This window comes from Acinetobacter sp. 1424608, assembly GCF_000588255.1.
Lineage (GTDB): Bacteria > Pseudomonadota > Gammaproteobacteria > Pseudomonadales > Moraxellaceae > Acinetobacter > Acinetobacter nosocomialis.
Genome location: NZ_JFXL01000015.1, coordinates 60979 through 79644 on the forward strand (window position 1 = coordinate 60979; position 18666 = coordinate 79644).

The following is an 18666-nucleotide window of genomic DNA, read 5'->3' on the forward strand; positions in this document are numbered from 1 at the left end:
GGCTTTGCTGTGCCTTTTTTTCTCCCAAAAAGGGCACAGGCTTTTTATCTCATTTAGACACAACAAGAATTTAAAAAGGTAAAACTATGCCAACTTTAGAAATATCTTCCAGAAAATTACAGGTTATTCAAACCGCAATCCAACTCTTTACCACGTATGGGTTCCATAATGCAGGGGTAGACCTCATTGTTGAAAAGGCCCAAATAACCAAAACCACCTTTTATAAATATTTTGGCTCAAAAGAACGCCTAATTGAAATGTGCATCGCCTTTCAAAAAAGTCTACTCAAAGAAGAAGTGCTCTCGATTATTTACTCAAGCCGTTACTGCACCCAGCACGATAAACTCAAAGAAATTATTGTTTTACATACCAATTTAAACAGTCTGTATCATTTACTGCTTAAAGCAGTTTTTGAAATAAAACGGTTGTATCCGCAAGCCTACCGTATGGCAGTTGAATACCGAAAATGGCTACATCGGGAACTTTTTGACCTGATTTTTAGCTGTGAGACTCGTGCTTTCAAATTTGATGCAGACATGGTTTTAAACCTGATCGATGGTTTACTGCTACAGGTTTTAAGCTCAAATAGTTTGGATGAAAGAAATGTGGTGTTGGAGAAGTTTTGGGGGAGGACTTTTTGATAGCTTCTTTAATTAAAAACTAAATTTTATGTAGATACTTAAATTTATAAGTTATCTACATTATTTATACTTTAATAATTAACTATTAAAAATATAAACAGTCTAATAAGTTATCATTAAAACTGCTTAATATTTCAAATTAGAATGATAGTAAATGTGATTTATAATATGAAATTTACTCGTTAGTTCTAGATGTAAAAGGAACTTTGAATGGTAAGTTTATTTTTATAAACTTAGTGTCTTTAATTTGCTCCTCTTTATCAATAAATGTTTGATATCTATTAAACTCAGAATTTAAAAATTCTCTTATTAATTTCATTTTTCGATCAATACGTAGTTTTTGTATTACTTCTTCTTCTAGAGAGTTATGTTCGCTATCAGAAACATCCCGTGCAAGCATACTAATTTTTGATAAATTCAACTCTTGCTGTTGAATTTCAGTTAAATGACGAACCATTTTATATAAAAAGGCTAAGCACATTGAAGCCAACGTAATTATGAGTAATGTAAAAGGTAATCTTTGAATTAAGATAATCCATGCTTTTTCGAAAGTATCTACGGTTGATATTGCTGTAAAATCCTTTAAAGTCTCCCAAGAAAGATTCACAATAAATCCTAAAATAAGTAGAGGAATAAATGCTAAAAAACCATAAGTCCATTTAGTTTTAGTTGCTCTTGCTACAAAACCTTCCAGATTATCTGGAAATAGATTTACCGATTTTTCTAATTCTTTTCTTCTTTCTTCTAGGCGTTCATTACCTTCAGTTAAATATTTTGAGCGTTTCTGTAGCTCTAAAAAATCATCATTCAATTTTGATAGTTGGTTATCTTTTGCAGTTATTTGTGAACTAAGAGATTCAATTTCTGCATTATGCTGATTTATATTGTTTTGAAGATTTTTCTTTTGTTCTTTTAGACTATCAATATTCTCTAACAATTCAGTTTCATACGTATCCTGTTCTTCAAGATACTTATCATATTCTTCTTTTTTTGTTGTAAGTTTAGCTAACTGATCAGTTATATTATTTTTTAATTGGGATATTTTTTCTTCGTATTGATTTCTATCATCTATAACTTGTCGAAAATAATCTAGTTCAGATAAGACAGTGTCAAACTCATAACCAAAAACTCTGAGATCTTCTATAATAGTTTTTTTGTGAAAAGCTAAACGTTTTCTTTCATATTTTAGTTGGAATCTTTTTATAACATCATTAATTGAAAATACAATACGTTCATTATTACTTAAATTAGAATTAAAAATTTTTCTTTCTTGACCTAAAATATTAGTATAAATTAATTCAAAAGTTCCTTCTCTTTCAGGTTTAAAACCTAAAGTTCTAACAAAAATTGGATTTTTAAGGTCTACTTGCCCACCTGACGCTGTTAATTGGTATTCACCATCGGCATCCTGTAATAGTCTGGATAGCTTGGATGAGTTAACCGTTTCTTGCTGTGATAGCAGTATACTAGTTTCTAGAGTTAAAAATAGATCTTCTGGAATAGGCTCACTATTCATGTTTGTAACATCTGCCCCAATAGAAGCAAGATCAATATTTATCTCTTTATCCATAAAAAGTATCCAATTAAGTGATATATATTTTCTTAAAAAAACTAGTGAAATACAAATTAATAGTTGATTGTATCAGTTTTAGGAATAATGTATTTTTGGTTTAATCATTATTCAATTAATCTCAAAAAAATATATAAATTCTTTTAAGATTAATTATTTGTATTTAATCAAATATAGGCTAAATAAACTAGTGCTTTTCTCATAAAATTCTATAAATTTAAGTTAGATCTTATCAGTTTATTGACTTTTAATTATATTCAAATAAGTTGAACTATTATTAAAGTAGTACCTATAAAAGAATTTAGCTATATAAGTTTAGATTGTATAATCATTCTGAAAAGCTGAAAGAGTTCACAATCTTTATAAAGAACTTTCATATTCCACATACCCATCTTCAATTGCAGGAATAATCTCTACAAACTCAAAGTAGGGCACTGTACAAAACTCAGAGTCTCGTATCGCATCAATCACAAAATAATAATCTTGCAAAGATGTCGTCTCAAACACAGCAATATCACTCGCTTTAGTGCTAAACGCTTCAACGTCATACCAGCGAACTTTTACAGTAGAGTACTTTTCAAAAATCGGTTCAAGCTTCTGTGCACTAAACTCAGCCCGCTTTTCACGAGCTAAAGCCAACCAAGCAGGCAAAGCTCGTAAATGAATAAAAAAAGTATAGGTTCTAGACATAACCACTCCATGACTGAGCCGAGTTGTAGTTCAACTGAAAAGTCAGCATTTACTTGTCATATCAATATGACTCAGTCAGTATATGAGTGATTACTCACATTAAATACTCGCATTTCGGTCCATGTCAGAAACACTTCCAGATCCCCGCAAACGCCCGCGTCAAGCACGCTCTATGGCTACCTTTGAAGCTATTTTAGAGGCGGCTGCTCGCATTTTAGAGTCTTTAGGTTTTGTTGGATTTAACACAAATGCTGTGGCTGAACTTGCTGGTGTAAGCATTGGTAGCCTATATCAATACTTTCCATCTAAAGATGCTTTAATCGTTGAGTTAATTCGACGTGAGCGTGCAAAACTTTCAAATCGTATCGTTGAAGCCATACAGCAACATGAAGCCGCAAACTTAAAAGAAAAATTAAAACTCATCATACAAGCCGCTGTGCAACATCAATTGAGCCGTCCGCAGTTGGCACGAACACTAGAGTTTGCTTCCGAACTTATTGGAAAAGATGTTGGGGAAAGTGAGCTTCAACACGAGCTTGAAACCATAATTTCTGATCTGTTTATACACTCTGGTATTTCACAAGCGCAGATAGCCGCACAAGATGTAATTGCTTTAAGTAAAGGAATAATTAACGCAGCAGGTATAGCAGGGGAAAGTAATTTAAATCATTTACAGCAGCGAGTTGAAAAAGCTGTATTTGGCTATTTGGATTTGAGCTAGGGACATAAGCTATGGTTTCTGTTTGTCATATGACATATAAATTGTCATTTTCTATTTCAGCAATTCAAAAGTTTAGTAACTCTTACAACATCTGAAGGATTCAGATTAGATATTTATCTGCTTTAGAATTAATAGAGATTACATGAAATTGTTGAGAGTTGATCAAAAAGTAATCCTAAAAGGTGACAAATCATTAAAACAGCCCAAGTACTATGAATCAGGATTTTTTAAAATAAGACTATGATTTATATCAGAAAAAATAAATTTCGCATAAGGCGTATTATGTTAATTTTAGAAAAATTAAACTTAAAATCAATTATCCCTTCGTATCTGTAAGAGCTTAACAAATAAAGTATAATTAACATTCATATATTATTAATTTCAAAGAGTTGCTTGTGTCATTCCAAACCCCAATAAGTATATCTGAAGCTATTCTAAATATAGATCAAAACAAATATTTACTACCAGCAATACAACGTGAATTTGTTTGGTCACATCACAAAGTTGAATGGTTATTCGATTCAATAATGAGAAACTATCCAATTAGTTCTTTTTTATTTTGGGAAGTAAATGAACAAACAGCTAAAGGATATAAATTTTATAAATTTATATCTGAATATCGAGAAAGGTATAAAACGCATAATGATGAAATATCTACAAATGGTTTAACATCTTTTAATGCAATTTTAGATGGACAACAGCGACTAACATCTTTATATTTAGGCTTAAAAGGTAGTTTTGCATATAAAGAATATAGAAAAAAATGGGAAAATACTGAAGTATCGATACCAACAAGACAGCTTTACTTGAATATAGATCAAGAACTTAATAATGAAGAAGATGGTAGAGTATATGAGTTTAAATTTTTAAGAAATCAAGATACAAAGAACCAAATAATATATAAATCAAGTACCAATGTTAATTGGTTTAAAGTAGGTGAAATTCTCAATTTAACAAATGATGAAGATTTAGATAATTTTGTCGAAAACTTAAATGGAGCATTTGCAAGAAAAGCTATTCGCCAACTTAAGCGAACAATTAATGACTACAAACTAATTAATTTCTTTTTAGAAAAAGATCAAAATATTGATAAAGCTTTAAATATTTTTATACGTATAAACAGTGGTGGTGAACCTTTAAGTTTTTCAGACTTGATCATGTCTATTGCTGTTGCTAATTGGGAAAAAAAAGATGCTAGAAAAGAAATTCATCAATTAGTAGACAACATCAGAGATAAAGGCTTTAGTGTGAGTAAGGATTTAATTTTAAAGACTTTTCTTTATTTATATAGCACTGATATTAAATTCAAAGTTAATAATTTCTCGAAAGAAAATGCTCAATTATTTGAGAAAAAATGGGATGAGATAAGAGATGCTCTCTTAGAAACTTTCAACTTACTTAAAGGGTTTGGCTTTAATGACTACACATTAACATCTAAAAACTCTATTCTTCCAATAGTTTACTGGATATACCATAATAAAATTTATAAAGATTTTAGCACTAAAATTGAATATAAAAATCAACGACTTGAAATTAAAAAGTGGTTGCATATAAGTCTATTAAAACAACTTTTTAGTGGAACGTCTGACTCTGTACTTTCCCAAATAAGAAGAGCTTTTAGCCCTGAAAAATTAACCACATCTTCATACCCAATACAAGAAATTTTTTCATTTGTGAAAAAAGATATCAGTATTGGAAGTGAATTTATTGAAGAGTTATTAAATATTCAATACGAAGAAGCCCAATCCTTTTCTATATTGGCTTTATTATTCCCACATTTAGATTATAAAAATAATTCTTTCCATAAAGATCACTTACATCCTAAAGATGAGTTCAAAAACTTATCTAATGAAGATAAAACCAAATACAGTTGGAGAGAGTACAACTCTATAGTTAACTTACAAATGCTTGATTCAAATGAAAATATGTCAAAAAATAATTTACCTTTAGATAAATGGATTGAGAATGAAACTATTGATAAAGAGTCTCTTAAAGACAATTTCTTAGTAAATCATTTACTACCATTAGAATGTGATTTTGCAATTACTGAGTTTGATAAATTCTTTATTGCAAGAAAAAATATCTTATTTAATAAACTCTATGAAATTTTAAAATAAGTACTAGAAATGGAATAAAAATCTAAGCTCACTCAAAGTTCCTATAACCATTAAGTTGATGGTGAACATTGAGTGAGTTCATTTAGTACTACCTACTCTAAAGTTTTCAAGAAATTCCTTTTTCAAAGAATTGAAGGAATCCTTATTTGAAATTATAGGAGATATATAACTCCATTTAACATAATGGGCGATCTGAGACCATATTTAAAAAGATTTTAAAATCATAGTGTTAAAAATTTTTATCTACTATAAAAAAGCAAAATTCCGATTTTGATACAAATCGGCTTTTTTATGAGCAGATTTGATAGTTCTCGCCAATCATTTTGAATAAAATCACTCTGTATAACTTGAGTGAGATATAACTCGGTTTAACATAAAATTCTTTTTAAATTCAAAATTAGAGTAAAAGCTAATGTTTATCACAACAGATATTCTTGAAGTTCTTTTTCAATTGTTTCACTAATCAACGTTGAATAGTCACTATCTTTAGTATCTAAATGACGCATTAACCACACATCTTGTTTTAAAGTTTGCATAGGTAGTATAGGTACTAAACCCAAAGCCTTTGCAACAAAACAAGGCAGGGCTGTAACTCCTTGTCCTTCAATGACTGCTCGTAGTTGTGAGTGCATGTTATCAAAAGATAAAGCAGTGGCTGCATCTTGGGTGAGTTCACGCATCCATTGTGCCAAAAACGTATATTGAAGGCTTCTGTCCCAACCGATTATACGATGATTCAGTAAATCATCAGCCGTTTCAGCATGCTCTGTGAAACTGGCAAGATAATCCTTACTACCATAAAGTCCATACTCCAGTTGGCCAAGGCGTCGAATAATGTAACGCCCGCTTTCTGGACGAACAAGTCGAAGAATAAGGTCAGCTTCCCGTCGGGAAAAATCAACTGGAACGACACTCGTTGAAATTTCTAATTGTAAATCTGGATGCTTCAGTTGCAATGCTGTTAGCTTTGATTGAAGCAACTGTTGCCCGATTAACTCAGGTAAAGCAATGCGGAACAATGATTGTTGCCCTTGATCATTGTAACGTTCCATCGCTATTAAATGCTCTTCAGCTTTTTCAGCCAAAGAAAAAAAATGTTTTCCAACGTGGGTGAGTGTATAGCCATCACTGTCTCGGGAAAAAAGAACCGCATTGAGGCTTTTCTCCAGTTCAACGGCTCTGCGATGTACGGTAGAAACACTAATACCAAGCAATTTTGCACTGCGGCTCACCCCGCCAGTTCGCCCAATAGCTAACAAAATTTTAGTATCGTCCCAGTTCATACCTTTCCATATTTAGAAAATGCGTTTGCAATAAAAACTATAGTATCGCCGATGTTTAGATTTATACAATTCAAACAACCACTACAGGGACTCAAAACTCATTATTTGAGACAACTAACCTTTTAGAGTTAAGGCATGTGTCGTTGCAATTAAATAAGATTTTCTGGTTATGGCAGGAGCTATTTCTGAGATCACAATATTAACAACAGAGGAGTTCTGCCATGACGACCATTTATGTAGTTGATGCATTTACCACCCAACCAAATACAGGAAATCGAGCAGGGGTTGTGCTAGATGCTGACCAATTTACAACGCAAGAAATGCAAGATATTGCTGCATTCGCAGGGTATTCAGAAACTGCCTTTGTTTTATCACCTCAAGATCAAAGCCATGACATACATGTTCGATATTTTACCCCTACAGATGAAGTCCCGATCTGTGGACATGCGACGATCGCTACTCATTTTTTACGTGCAACTACAGGCCACCAATCAGACTACCCATTAATCGCAAAAACGGGGGCAGGTCATTTACCCGTTTCAATATTCGGAAGTCTAGAAGAGTTATTGGTGAAAATGACTCAAGGTCGCGTAGAGTTTTTACCACCTTTTAATGCGAATCAAAGGGCTGAACTCGCAAGCGCATTGGGTGTGAGTGTGAATGATTTTACTGACTTACCAATACAAGTTGTCACGACAGGGCATTCCAAGGTGATGGTGCCAATGCTGAGCAGAAATAAGCTCGATGAATTAATTCCAAATAATGAAAAATTGAAAGCTATTAGTGCTGAAATAGGTTGCAATGGTTTTTTCCCCTTTGTGTTGGAAGGGAGTAGGCAAGAACCTATTACTTATGGCCGAATGTTTGCACCTGCAATCGGTATTAATGAAGATCCTGTAACTGGTAATGCAAATGGTCCAGCAGGAGCGTACCTTGTTCACCACGATTTAATTGAATGTGACCAGAAAGTAAGTTATTGGGGATATCAAGGTGTAGCCATACAAAGACCGGGACGAGTTCTAGTGACAGTTGAGAAAATAGATTCAATATTACACGTCAGTATTGCAGGTCAAGCGGTTCTAGTTGGCTCAGTACTTTACTCAGGAAAAGATTGATGATCTTTGAGAAATTATGATTTCTTGCATGTTCTAAAGAACTTCTTCTCTTTACAACAGCGAGTTGAAAAGGCCGTATTTGGTTATTTAGATCTGGATTAATGGTCTATACGCATGAGCGTATCTGTCAAAAGCTCTTTAATGAAAAACACCTTCCAAACTCAAGATTTGAAAGGTGCTTTATAGGGTTTATATCTTTACCAATAAATTAGACAGTCGGTAAAGCATGTAAAAGTTGGTCAGTTAACTGATTTAGTGTGGTAAGTGAAATCGTATGAATCAAACTACCACCCGTTGGGTCAGGTTCACCCACCGCAATACCTTGATTTGAACCGACCGAGCCGAGAATATTGCCTAAAATACCGCTTACATCAACTTGCTGACTATTGTCTGCACCACCATAGCTAATATTAATTAAATCATTAAGGCCACCTAGGAAACCGTCATTTCCATTATCAATACCTCCGATAATATTGGTAATCGGACCGAACAGATCGCCATGCTGAGCCACAAAATCATCACTTATAATATGCTGAATAATATTTGAAGCTGAAGAACCGTTGGCAATTAGGGTATTAAGTACACCACTGATTGAGTTCTGCGCACCATTTAGATCGGCTCCAGCAAGGTCTGAAATTGCTTCAAGCGTACCGTTGACGCTATCACGAGAAGTTTCAAAAAGCAGTTTGCCTAGGTCTGCAAAATCACCGACAGGGTGTTCTGCCTGAGGGAATGCGCCAATAATCGTTCCTGCAATGGTATCAATACCACCATTGATCAGACTGGTTTTTAAGCTTTCAGCACCTTGTAAAACATCTATGCCGCTTTGAATAATTCCTGTCAGCGGGTTATCGCCCAGATCGCCACCGATGCCGCCAATACCTCCAATGACGTTGGTAATAGGGCTTAAAATATCGCCTGTACCTTCACCACCAACCAATGAAGAGGAATTTCCTAATATATTTATTGGTGTGGTAATAGGTGCAGTAATATCAGCACCATCGCCATTACCGTTACCAATGCCATAATTGTGTTCACCGTTGCCAGATGAAATGCCATTTAATAGGCCATCACCAGAGCCGTTGCCTGAACCACCAGAGCCAATCACACCACCTGATGCATTACCGTTATGGGTAATGTCGTTATCATTGACTGTATTTGAAGCGTTGGTTGGTGAGATATTTATAGACTGAGCTGAAGTCCCACCTATACCAGACCAAGCATTACCCAAAATATTTAAACCACCAGTAAATGGAAGTGTGAAGTTTGTACCTTCGCCGTTACCGTTACCAATGCCGTAGTTGTGTTCGCCATTGCCCGACGCTGTGCCATTTAATAGACCATCGCCAGAGCCATTACCAGAACTACCCAGTCCACCAGAGTTACTATTAACAATGGTGTCATTATCATTGACTGTATTGGTTGTGGTGGTTGGAGCAATATTTAAGGAGTGGCTTGTTGAACTACCGAAACCTGAAAGCGCATTTCCAGAAAAGTTAAGTACGCCAGTGAAGGGAAACGTAAAGTTGGTATCGTTACCGTTTCCGTTACCAATGCCGTAATTGTGCTCACCATTACCAGATGCTGCACCGTTGAGTAAGCCATCACCAGTTCCGTTTCCAGAACCTCCAACAGTACCTAATGTGTTTCCAGTATTGCCATTATTGGTCACGTCATTGTCATTAACTGTGTTAGTCGTTGTGGTTGGAGCAATGTTAATTGAACTAGAAGAAGAGTTGCCAATCAGTGAAAAAGCATTACCTGAAAAGTTTAGTGCACCTGTCAGTGGGGCAGTAATATTTACATCGTTACCATTCCCGTTGCCAATACCATAGTTATGTTCACCATTGCCAGAAGCTAAGCCGTTGCCAATGCCATCACCTGAACCATTGCCAGAGCCACCAAGTGCATTTACACCACTTGCACCATTTCCATTATTCTTCACGTCATTGTCGTTTACAGTATTTGAAGTTGTTGTTGGTGCAGTATTGATTGAGCTAGAAGAAGAGTTACCAATTAAAGTAAAAGAGTTTCCAGAGAGGTTTAAAACTCCGGTAATTGGGGAGGTAATGTTAGCGCCATTACCAATACCATTTCCGATACCGTAATTTTGCTCGCCATTTCCAGAACCAATTCCATTTAACAAGCCGTCACCTGAGCCATTGCCAGAACTGCCAAGCGTGCCTACACCACTTGTAACCGTGCCATTGCCATTATTGGTTGTGTCATTGTCGTGAACGGTATTAGAAGTAGTTGTTGGTGATGTGTTAACTGAACTAGCAGATGAGTTACCAATTAATGTAATTGAATTGCCAGACAGGTTCAGGGGAAGAGTGATTGGGGCTGTAACATGTGAACCTTGGGCAATACCATTTCCGATACCGTAATTTTGCTCACCATTTCCAGAGCCAATTCCATTTAACAAGCCATCGCCTGAACCATTACCTGCCCCCGAGCCATTACCGTTATATGTGGTGTCGTTACTATTAACAGTATTTGAGGTATTGGTTGAAGAGTTGTTGACTGAGTTAGAGGATGAATTACCGATTAAGGTAATGGAATTACCCGCTAGGTTAAGAGGAATGGAGAGTGGCGCAGTAATACTTGCACCGTTGGCAATGCCATTACCAATACCATAATTATGTTCACCATTTCCTGAAGCTGCACCGTTTAAAAGCCCATCGCCAGAGCCGTTTCCTGTACCGGCACCTAAAGTGGAACCATTACCATTATTTGTTACGTCGTTGTCATGAACTGTATTCGAAGTGGTCGTTGGTGACGTGTTAACTGAACTTGAAGATGAATTACCTATGAGTGTAATTGAATTGCCTGAAAGGTTAAGAGGTATGGTAATTGGGGCAGTAATACTGGCGTCATGAGCAATACCATTTCCTATACCATAGTTGTGTTCACCATTTCCCGAAGATATTCCGTTCAGTAGGCCGTCACCAGAGCCGTTACCTAAACTACTGCTTGTGTTAGTATTTTCAGGAAGTGGGATAATCTTAGTAATCGAAGATAAAATACTTTTAATTAACATAATCTATTTCCATGTGATTTGTTTGAGATATTTTTATTACTATTTGTTGATTATGTGCTTCTGTGCACATAATTGGTAAAGAGTATTTAATTTTTTACTATTTGGTGTCAAGATGTGTAATCTGTCACTGGTCATGTGAAGCATATCTAAATATATTTAAAATCAATAAAATAAAAAATAGAGTTATTTTTAATAACATTTTTAAACACAAAATATGAGATAACTTAATAGGATTTTATGAATATTAAATAATATATTTTTATTTAAATTATAAAATAAAACATAATCTATATTATTGAAATAAAAATAACTTTACTTCTTTATGGTGGTTTTAATTTGATAAATCATTGTTTTTGTTTTAATTCTTTAATTCGGTTTTTAGTGGTTTGTTATTCTTTAAATAAAACAATTAATTAAATTGGATATATTTGTTTTTTGAATTTTTTAAATTAATATTCTATTTTTATTTGTAAAATAATAGTATTGATATTGGTTTTTAGTGAAATAATTTGGTATATCTAGCTCGTCGGCTGAGTTTATATTCGTTTAAAAGCAAAAGCGGGTCAGCCGACGCCTAGTTTTAATTATAAAAACTTTTTAAAAACAAGAGTTTTTTATATATTTATATTATTAGTTTTTATCTATAAAATATTTTGGTATCAGTATTATTGTTTTTAAATTAAAAGGCTATTATTTATTTGTTCCTAATGTGAAGAAAGTTCTATTTAAGTGAAAATAACATATTTATATAGTGAATAATTCAATATTGTTTAAAATCAAATTTAAAAATACTCGCGATAAAAAAGCCACTCAAGAGGAGTGGCTTTCTTATTGCAAATGCTAAATTAAACTTACCAGCTTAACGCACCACCAGTTTGGTAGTCAGTTACGCGAGTTTCAAAGAAGTTCTTCTCTTTACGTAAGTCCATCATCTCAGACATCCACGCAAATGGGTTAGTTACACCAGCAAATTGCTCTGGTAAACCTAACTGAGATAAACGGCGGTTACAGATGAATTTCAAATATTCTTCCATCATGCTTGCATTCATACCCAATACGCCACGTGGCATTGTGTCACGAGCATATTCGATTTCAAGCATAGTACCTTCAAGAATCATTTGAATGACTTCTTGTTGGAACTCGGCAGTCCATAGGTGAGGGTTCTCAATCTTGATTTGGTTAATCATGTCGATACCAAAGTTCAAGTGCATAGACTCATCACGCAAGATGTATTGGAACTGCTCAGCAACACCGTTCATCTTGTTACGACGACCCATACTCAAAATTTGAGTAAAGCCACAGTAGAAGAAGATCCCTTCAAGTACACAGTAGAACGCGATCAAGTTACGAAGTAAACGTTGGTCGTTTTCAGGCGTACCTGTGTGGAAAGTAGGGTCACTTAATGATTGAGTATATTTCAAGCCCCAAGCTGCTTTACGTGCAACTGATGGAATCTCGCGGTACATGTTGAAGACTTCGCCTTCATCCATACCTAAAGATTCGATACAGTATTGGTAAGCGTGAGTGTGAATTGCTTCTTCAAACGCTTGACGCAAAATGTACTGACGGCATTCAGGGTTAGTAATGTGACGGTAAATCGCCAATACCAAGTTGTTCGCAACCAAAGAGTCTGCAGTCGAGAAGAAACCTAAAGAACGCATAACAATAGTTCGCTCATCTTCGGTTAAGCCATTTTCAGACTTCCAAAGTGCGATGTCATGGTTCATGTTCACTTCTTGCGGCATCCAGTGGTTTGCACACCCGTCAAGATACTTCTGCCAAGCCCATTCATATTTAAACGGCACAAGCTGGTTCAAATCAGCGCGACAGTTAATCATGGCTTTGTCGTCAACTTGAACGCGTTGCGCGCCCATTTCTAACTCTTCCAGGCCAGGAGCAACATCCAAATGTTCTAAGGCTTCAGATGCTCGAGCCATTGAATCGGTTGGATTTGTTGATCGCACGGAATGGGTTCCAGCGGATTGTGGAGCTGCCAAGCTCTGCGATGATGGCTGCGCAGCAGATACATTCTGCGAATCAGACGTTTTTTCCGGTTGGATGGGCGCAGACTTGTGTTCAGGTGCAGCCGGTTTTTGCGAATCATCTTCAAAATCGTCCCAACTTAAAATGGACATGGGATTCTCCTACTTAGTAAGTAATGAACCCCTGAAATAAAGAGAAGATTATAATCTTCTCTTTATTTCAAAACCATTTATTATCGCTAATGAATGGTAGGGGTATTTACTCCTTTAAAACGTTTAACAAATTTTGGTCGATTGGAAAAACCGCAAGACGGTCACTCTGATCAACACAATGCCTAAAATCATTTGTAATTTCATCAACCGATTTCGTTGTGCGAAGTAACCAAATCGATTGTTGTAATCTCTCGCAATCATATTTTCTAAGTGATTGATATATTTTAGAATAATGTGAGCGAGTCTTATTTTTTAAATCGTAACTTAAACACCATAGCGGCATACAATACTCCTTCAAATTGGGTCGAGATGTTACTTTTTTCTAATCGCATTTTTAATGCTCCTTAAAACAAAGTGTTAGTTAATTGATGAAAATTAACAGTTGACTCATAGCCCAAAGTGAACGAATATTCGTTTTACTTTCTAGCAAGAAAGCTATCAGTCAACCAAGTTCTTGGTTATCTGAGAAACATGGCGGGGATATTGCAGTATCCCCAACATTTTCTCAGAACCTTCTAAATTTTAAATTGCTCTAAATATCTACAATCTTCAAATTTAGATTTGATTATGTATTTCTACATAATCAAAATAAGTAATTCTTTTTTGAAAACTTACTTATTTTGATTACGTCGTTGTTTACGAATTGCTAAAAAAGCGTACATCATTGGCAGATAAAAAAAGATAAATGAAAAGACTAAAACCATGAGTCCTAATTTATAATTTTCGGTCAAATGATACATAGTCTTTCCTTTATCTATTCAAATATTTCTATTACAACATAAAGTTATTTGAATAAGCCGTTACCAATATATCGGTAAAAATTTTACAAATGCTTGGTAGGAAAATATAAACAGCAAATTGTTTAATCAATCCTAAAGCAATTTTATAAAGTTTTTGCTTGGTTTGTTTATTTGGGAGTATAAGCGCTCCCAAATAAATAAAATATCTATAAAGAATTACACATTTCCTTTCAACTTGAACCCAATAAAGCAGAACTACTTCTATTTGACTCATGCGACGGTTTAGCGTGTTTTTTTCTTTAGCGGTCAACTTTAGCTTTTTGCTAAAGGAATCTTTTTTCTTAAACATAATTACCTTGTTAGATACTTATGCTACATGTAGCCCATGTTTAAAGAATTATCAGTGGGCTACAAATGTAGCCGTTATTCTGATATAGAGACCTTTAGAAGCTAATTATTGGCAAGCTTCGCAATCTGGGTTGTCGATTGAACAAGCCATAGGAACCGGAGCTGCTTGAGTAAAGCCGTCTTCTTCAACTGCTTCAGGTTTTTTCGCTTCTACTACTGGCGCTGCTGCAGGTGCTGCCGCTTCTACAGTTGCAGGTTTAACCGCGTTTAACGCACCTGTGTTAATTGTAGATTTTTCAGCAGAAGTTGCACCTAAAGCTCGGAGGTAATAAGTCGTCTTAAGACCACGTAACCATGCCATCTTATAAGTGATGTCAAGTTTCTTACCGTTTGCACCAGAGATGTAAAGGTTAAGAGACTGTGCTTGATCAATCCATTTTTGACGGCGTGATGCAGCATCAACAATCCAGCGTGGCTCAACTTCAAACGCAGTAGCAAAGATTGCTTTTAATTCTTCAGGAATACGAGCAATTTTTTGTACTGAACCTTCAAAGTGTTTAAGGTCGTTAACCATTACTGTGTCCCAAAGACCACGGTCTTTTAATGCACGAACAAGGTAAGGGTTAATAACAGTGAACTCACCAGACAAGTTAGATTTCACATATAAGTTTTGGAATGTTGGCTCAATAGACTGAGAAACACCACAAATGTTTGAAATGGTTGCAGTTGGAGCAATCGCCATTACGTTTGAGTTACGCATACCGTCTTTTTGAACTTTGGCACGTAAAGTGTCCCAGTCTAAACGTTGAGTACGGTCAACTTCGAACATACGTTCTGGACGAGATTTAGCAACAATTTCTAAAGAGTCGATTGGAAGGATACCTTGATCCCACAATGAACCTTTAAATGTTGAGTAAGCACCACGTTCAACAGCCAAGTCACTTGAAGTTTGGATTGCATAGTAGCTAATCACTTCCATTGACTCGTCAGCAAAGTTCACAGCTTCATCAGAACCGTAAGCCATACCCATTTCGTAAAGCGCATCTTGGAAGCCCATGATACCCATACCAACAGGACGGTGTTTCAAGTTAGAGTTTTTCGCTTGTGGTACAGCGTAGTAGTTAATGTCGATAACGTTATCGAGCATACGAACTGCTGTTTTAACCGTACGCGCTAACTTTTCACGGTCTAATACGCCGCCTTTAACGTGTTGAACAAGGTTGATCGAACCTAAGTTACATACTGCAATTTCGTCTTGGTTTGTGTTTAACGTAATTTCAGTACATAGGTTAGATGAGTGAACTACGCCAACGTGTTGTTGTGGTGAACGTAAGTTACATACATCTTTAAACGTGATCCAAGGATGCCCAGTTTCGAACAACATAGAAAGCATTTTGCGCCATAAGTCTTTCGCACGTACTTTCTTGTGCAACATGTTCTGTTCTTTCGCAACAGACTCATAGTATGCATAGCGTTCAGCAAACTCAGCACCAGTTAAATCGTGGAGGTCTGGAGTTTCAGATGGAGTAAATAGTGTCCATTCGCCATCTTCAAACACACGTTGCATAAATAGGTCAGGAACCCAGTTTGCAGTGTTCATGTCATGAGTACGACGACGGTCATCACCTGTGTTTTTACGAAGTTCTAAAAATTCTTCGATGTCTAAGTGCCAAGTTTCTAAGTACGCACATACCGCACCTTTACGCTTACCACCTTGGTTTACCGCAACAGCAGTATCGTTCGCAACTTTAAGGAATGGAACAACACCCTGAGATTTACCGTTTGTACCTTTAATATAAGAGTTCAAGGCACGTACTGGTGTCCAGTCATTACCTAAACCACCCGCCCATTTAGAGAGCATCGCGTTGTCACGCATTGCACCATAAATGTCATAAAGGTCGTCACCAATCGTTGTTAAGTAACAACTTGAAAGCTGTGGACGTAATGTACCTGAGTTAAACAGGGTAGGCGTAGAAGCCATATAGTCGAAGCTAGACAACAAGTTATAAAATTCGATTGCACGCTCTTCTTTATCTTGCTCATTCAGTGCAAGACCCATAGACACACGCATGAAGAATAATTGTGGTAATTCGAAGCGAACGCCGTTTGAGTGAATGAAGTAACGGTCAAATAGAGTCTGTAAACCTAAGTAGGTAAACTGGTTAGAACGTTCAGGCTGAATCGCTGCTGCTAGTTTTTCTAAATCGAACTTAAGCAAGTCTGGTGAAAGCAAATCAAGCTCTACACCTTTTTTCAAGAATGCTTCAAGTGCATTATTTTCAGCTGTATCTGCCGGTAAACCTAAGAATGCTAAACCAGTGCTGACCAACTCATCACGGAGCAAACGCGCAGTTACGTATGTATAGTTAGGTTCTTGTTCGATACGTGTACGTGTTGCCATCATCATAGTTGTTGCAATATCGCTTTCTTTTACGCCGTTATATAAGTTTTTAACGGTTTCATCGATAATTGCTTCAACCTCAATACCTTCTAAGCCTTCAGCAGCTCTATTTACAGTTGCTTTCAGTGCACTTAAATCAAGTGGTTGAAGCTGACCGTTTGCATCAGTAACTTGCAAGGTAGGGTGGTGGTTTGAATTTGTTTGCTGACGAGCGCTAGCACGTTGTTCGCGGTAAATTACATAAGCGCGGGCAACTTTTTGTTCCCCAGTACGCATTAAAGCAAGTTCTACTTGATCTTGAATTTCTTCAATATGGATCGTACCGCCCGATGGTAAACGGCGTTTAAAAGTATTTAATACCATTTCCGTCAACTGGGTAATACGGTCATGAATACGGCTTGAATCCGAACTCTGTTGACCTTCCACAGCAAGAAAAGCTTTACCAATCGCAACAGAAATTTTCTCTGCATCAAATGCAGCAACATCTCCAGTACGCTTAATCACCTGAATTTGACCAGGAGTCGAAGTAATTACGCTCATGCCAGCATAGCTCCATTGTCACTTTTGTTATGTTCATAGACCGTTTGAACCGAGCAAAAAACATGCCACGATATTTGAGGGATAAACACAAGACTTAGTAGTTAAAGTTTATTTTCAACACAAGATACGGGATTTTTTAAGCTAGATCAATCTTGACTTTTTAGTAATTTTTTATCTGTATGATTTGTCGGGAGATAGCATACCAAAGCTATGAAAAAACACTTATAGATAACTTTGTGGATAACTCAAAAAACAAACACTTGAGTGAATTTAAATTCATCTAAGAAATAATTTGTTTAATATTCATACATAGGAAATATGAATAGATTATGACATATAAGAATAATAAACAGATATCAAAAATACTTGAAAATTCAAAGGTTAATAAAATGCAACAAAACATGGTTGTCATGTATCAGTTTGGTGAACGCCTACTTGTTTACAATGTAAACGTGTGTATATTGCAAATGATAAACGAATGTATCTGCAAGATTTTTAAGATGCATGTAATGAGATTTATAGGGGCAATGATATGAGCCAAGAAGAAAAGTTACCAAAGATTCTGATCGTTGAAGACGACGAGCGTTTAGCGCGATTAACTCAAGAATATTTAATCCGCAACGGTTTGGAAGTTGGTGTAGAAACTGACGGTAACCGTGCAATTCGTCGTATTATTAGTGAACAACCAGATCTTGTGGTCTTGGATGTCATGTTGCCGGGTGCAGATGGTTTAACCGTTTGTCGTGAAGTTCGCCCACACTACCATCAACCTATTTTGATGTTGACTGCGCGTACTGAAGACATGGACCAAGTACTTGGTCTAGAAATGGGTGCAGACGATTATGTCGCTAAACCAGTTCAACCACGTGTATTATTAGCGCGTATTCGTGCACTATTACGTCGCACAGATAAAACTGTTGAAGATGAAGTTGCTCAACGTATCGAGTTTGACGACCTAGTCATCGACAATGGCGGCCGCTCTGTAACGTTAAACGGTGAACTTGTTGACTTTACAAGTGCTGAATATGACTTGTTATGGTTGCTTGCTTCAAACGCTGGTCGTATTTTATCGCGTGAAGATATCTTCGAGCGTTTACGTGGTATCGAATACGACGGTCAAGACCGTTCAATCGACGTACGTATTTCGCGTATTCGTCCAAAAATTGGCGATGATCCTGAAAATCCAAAACGTATTAAAACTGTACGTAGTAAAGGTTACTTGTTTGTTAAAGAAACCAATGGATTGTAAAATCTGATTAAACTTC

General features: G+C 36.0%; 15 protein-coding genes. 6 read left to right on the plus strand and 9 right to left on the minus strand.

Going from position 1 to position 18666, the window contains the following annotated elements:
- The first annotated feature begins 86 nt into the window (after positions 1-86).
- Positions 87-641 (plus strand): TetR/AcrR family transcriptional regulator, encoded by a 555-nt coding sequence (locus tag J678_RS17820; RefSeq protein WP_017393233.1) that lies wholly within the window; start codon positions 87-89, stop codon positions 639-641.
- A gap of 175 nt (positions 642-816) precedes the next feature.
- On the opposite strand, the gene J678_RS17825 is transcribed toward J678_RS17820, so the two are convergent.
- Both J678_RS17825 and J678_RS17830 read right to left on the minus strand, forming a co-directional pair.
- Complete coding sequence (locus tag J678_RS17825; protein ID WP_017393234.1) at positions 817-2211, minus strand: hypothetical protein; 1395 nt, start codon at positions 2209-2211, stop codon at positions 817-819.
- A 360-nt stretch (positions 2212-2571) separates the two neighbouring features.
- Positions 2572-2901: a darcynin family protein gene (locus J678_RS17830; RefSeq protein WP_017393235.1), complete on the minus strand. Its 330-nt coding sequence runs from the start codon at positions 2899-2901 to the stop codon at positions 2572-2574.
- A gap of 121 nt (positions 2902-3022) precedes the next feature.
- Between J678_RS17830 and J678_RS17835 the strand changes: the two genes are divergently transcribed.
- Both J678_RS17835 and J678_RS17840 read left to right on the plus strand, forming a co-directional pair.
- On the plus strand, positions 3023-3622 hold the full coding sequence (locus tag J678_RS17835) for a TetR/AcrR family transcriptional regulator (protein WP_017393236.1): 600 nt from the start codon (positions 3023-3025) through the stop codon (positions 3620-3622).
- Positions 3623-4017: 395 nt separating this feature from the next.
- On the plus strand, positions 4018-5739 hold the full coding sequence (locus tag J678_RS17840) for a DUF262 domain-containing protein (protein ID WP_017393237.1): 1722 nt from the start codon (positions 4018-4020) through the stop codon (positions 5737-5739).
- Positions 5740-6158: 419 nt separating this feature from the next.
- Here J678_RS17840 and J678_RS17845 read toward each other — a convergent pair whose 3' ends face one another.
- The gene (locus J678_RS17845; RefSeq protein ID WP_031996685.1) at positions 6159-7022 is read right to left on the minus strand and encodes a LysR family transcriptional regulator; all 864 of its coding nucleotides are present in this window, start codon (positions 7020-7022) and stop codon (positions 6159-6161) included.
- Between the two features lie 221 nt (positions 7023-7243).
- Between J678_RS17845 and J678_RS17850 the strand changes: the two genes are divergently transcribed.
- Positions 7244-8137 carry a PhzF family isomerase gene (locus J678_RS17850; RefSeq protein WP_017393239.1) on the plus strand — a complete coding sequence of 298 codons (894 nt, stop codon included), beginning with the start codon at positions 7244-7246 and terminating at the stop codon, positions 8135-8137.
- A gap of 208 nt (positions 8138-8345) precedes the next feature.
- Here J678_RS17850 and J678_RS17855 read toward each other — a convergent pair whose 3' ends face one another.
- From J678_RS17855 to J678_RS17870, 6 genes are all read right to left on the minus strand, one after another.
- A complete protein-coding gene (locus J678_RS17855) occupies positions 8346-11177 on the minus strand; it encodes a beta strand repeat-containing protein (protein WP_017393240.1) in 2832 nt (943 codons plus the stop codon).
- An 851-nt stretch (positions 11178-12028) separates the two neighbouring features.
- Positions 12029-13312 (minus strand): ribonucleotide-diphosphate reductase subunit beta, encoded by a 1284-nt coding sequence (locus tag J678_RS17860; RefSeq protein WP_017393241.1) that lies wholly within the window; start codon positions 13310-13312, stop codon positions 12029-12031.
- Between the two features lie 106 nt (positions 13313-13418).
- The gene (locus tag J678_RS23985) at positions 13419-13655 is read right to left on the minus strand and encodes a hypothetical protein (RefSeq protein WP_017393242.1); all 237 of its coding nucleotides are present in this window, start codon (positions 13653-13655) and stop codon (positions 13419-13421) included.
- 328 nt (positions 13656-13983) lie between these two features.
- A complete protein-coding gene (locus tag J678_RS23910; protein WP_017393243.1) occupies positions 13984-14112 on the minus strand; it encodes a hypothetical protein in 129 nt (42 codons plus the stop codon).
- 31 nt (positions 14113-14143) lie between these two features.
- Positions 14144-14461 carry a hypothetical protein gene (locus J678_RS0104445; protein WP_017393244.1) on the minus strand — a complete coding sequence of 106 codons (318 nt, stop codon included), beginning with the start codon at positions 14459-14461 and terminating at the stop codon, positions 14144-14146.
- Between the two features lie 105 nt (positions 14462-14566).
- Positions 14567-17401 (minus strand): ribonucleoside-diphosphate reductase subunit alpha, encoded by a 2835-nt coding sequence (locus tag J678_RS17870; RefSeq protein ID WP_004888625.1) that lies wholly within the window; start codon positions 17399-17401, stop codon positions 14567-14569.
- 329 nt (positions 17402-17730) lie between these two features.
- Here J678_RS17870 and J678_RS0104450 point away from each other — a divergent pair, with 329 nt between their 5' ends.
- Together J678_RS0104450 and bfmR are read left to right on the plus strand one after the other, a co-directional pair.
- Positions 17731-17937 carry a hypothetical protein gene (locus tag J678_RS0104450; RefSeq protein WP_017393245.1) on the plus strand — a complete coding sequence of 69 codons (207 nt, stop codon included), beginning with the start codon at positions 17731-17733 and terminating at the stop codon, positions 17935-17937.
- Positions 17934-18650, plus strand: a complete 717-nt coding sequence (gene bfmR, locus J678_RS17875; RefSeq protein WP_000076440.1) for a response regulator transcription factor BfmR — start codon at positions 17934-17936, stop codon at positions 18648-18650. The genes J678_RS0104450 and bfmR overlap by 4 nt, the downstream gene beginning before the upstream one ends.
- Positions 18651-18666: the final 16 nt, after the last annotated feature.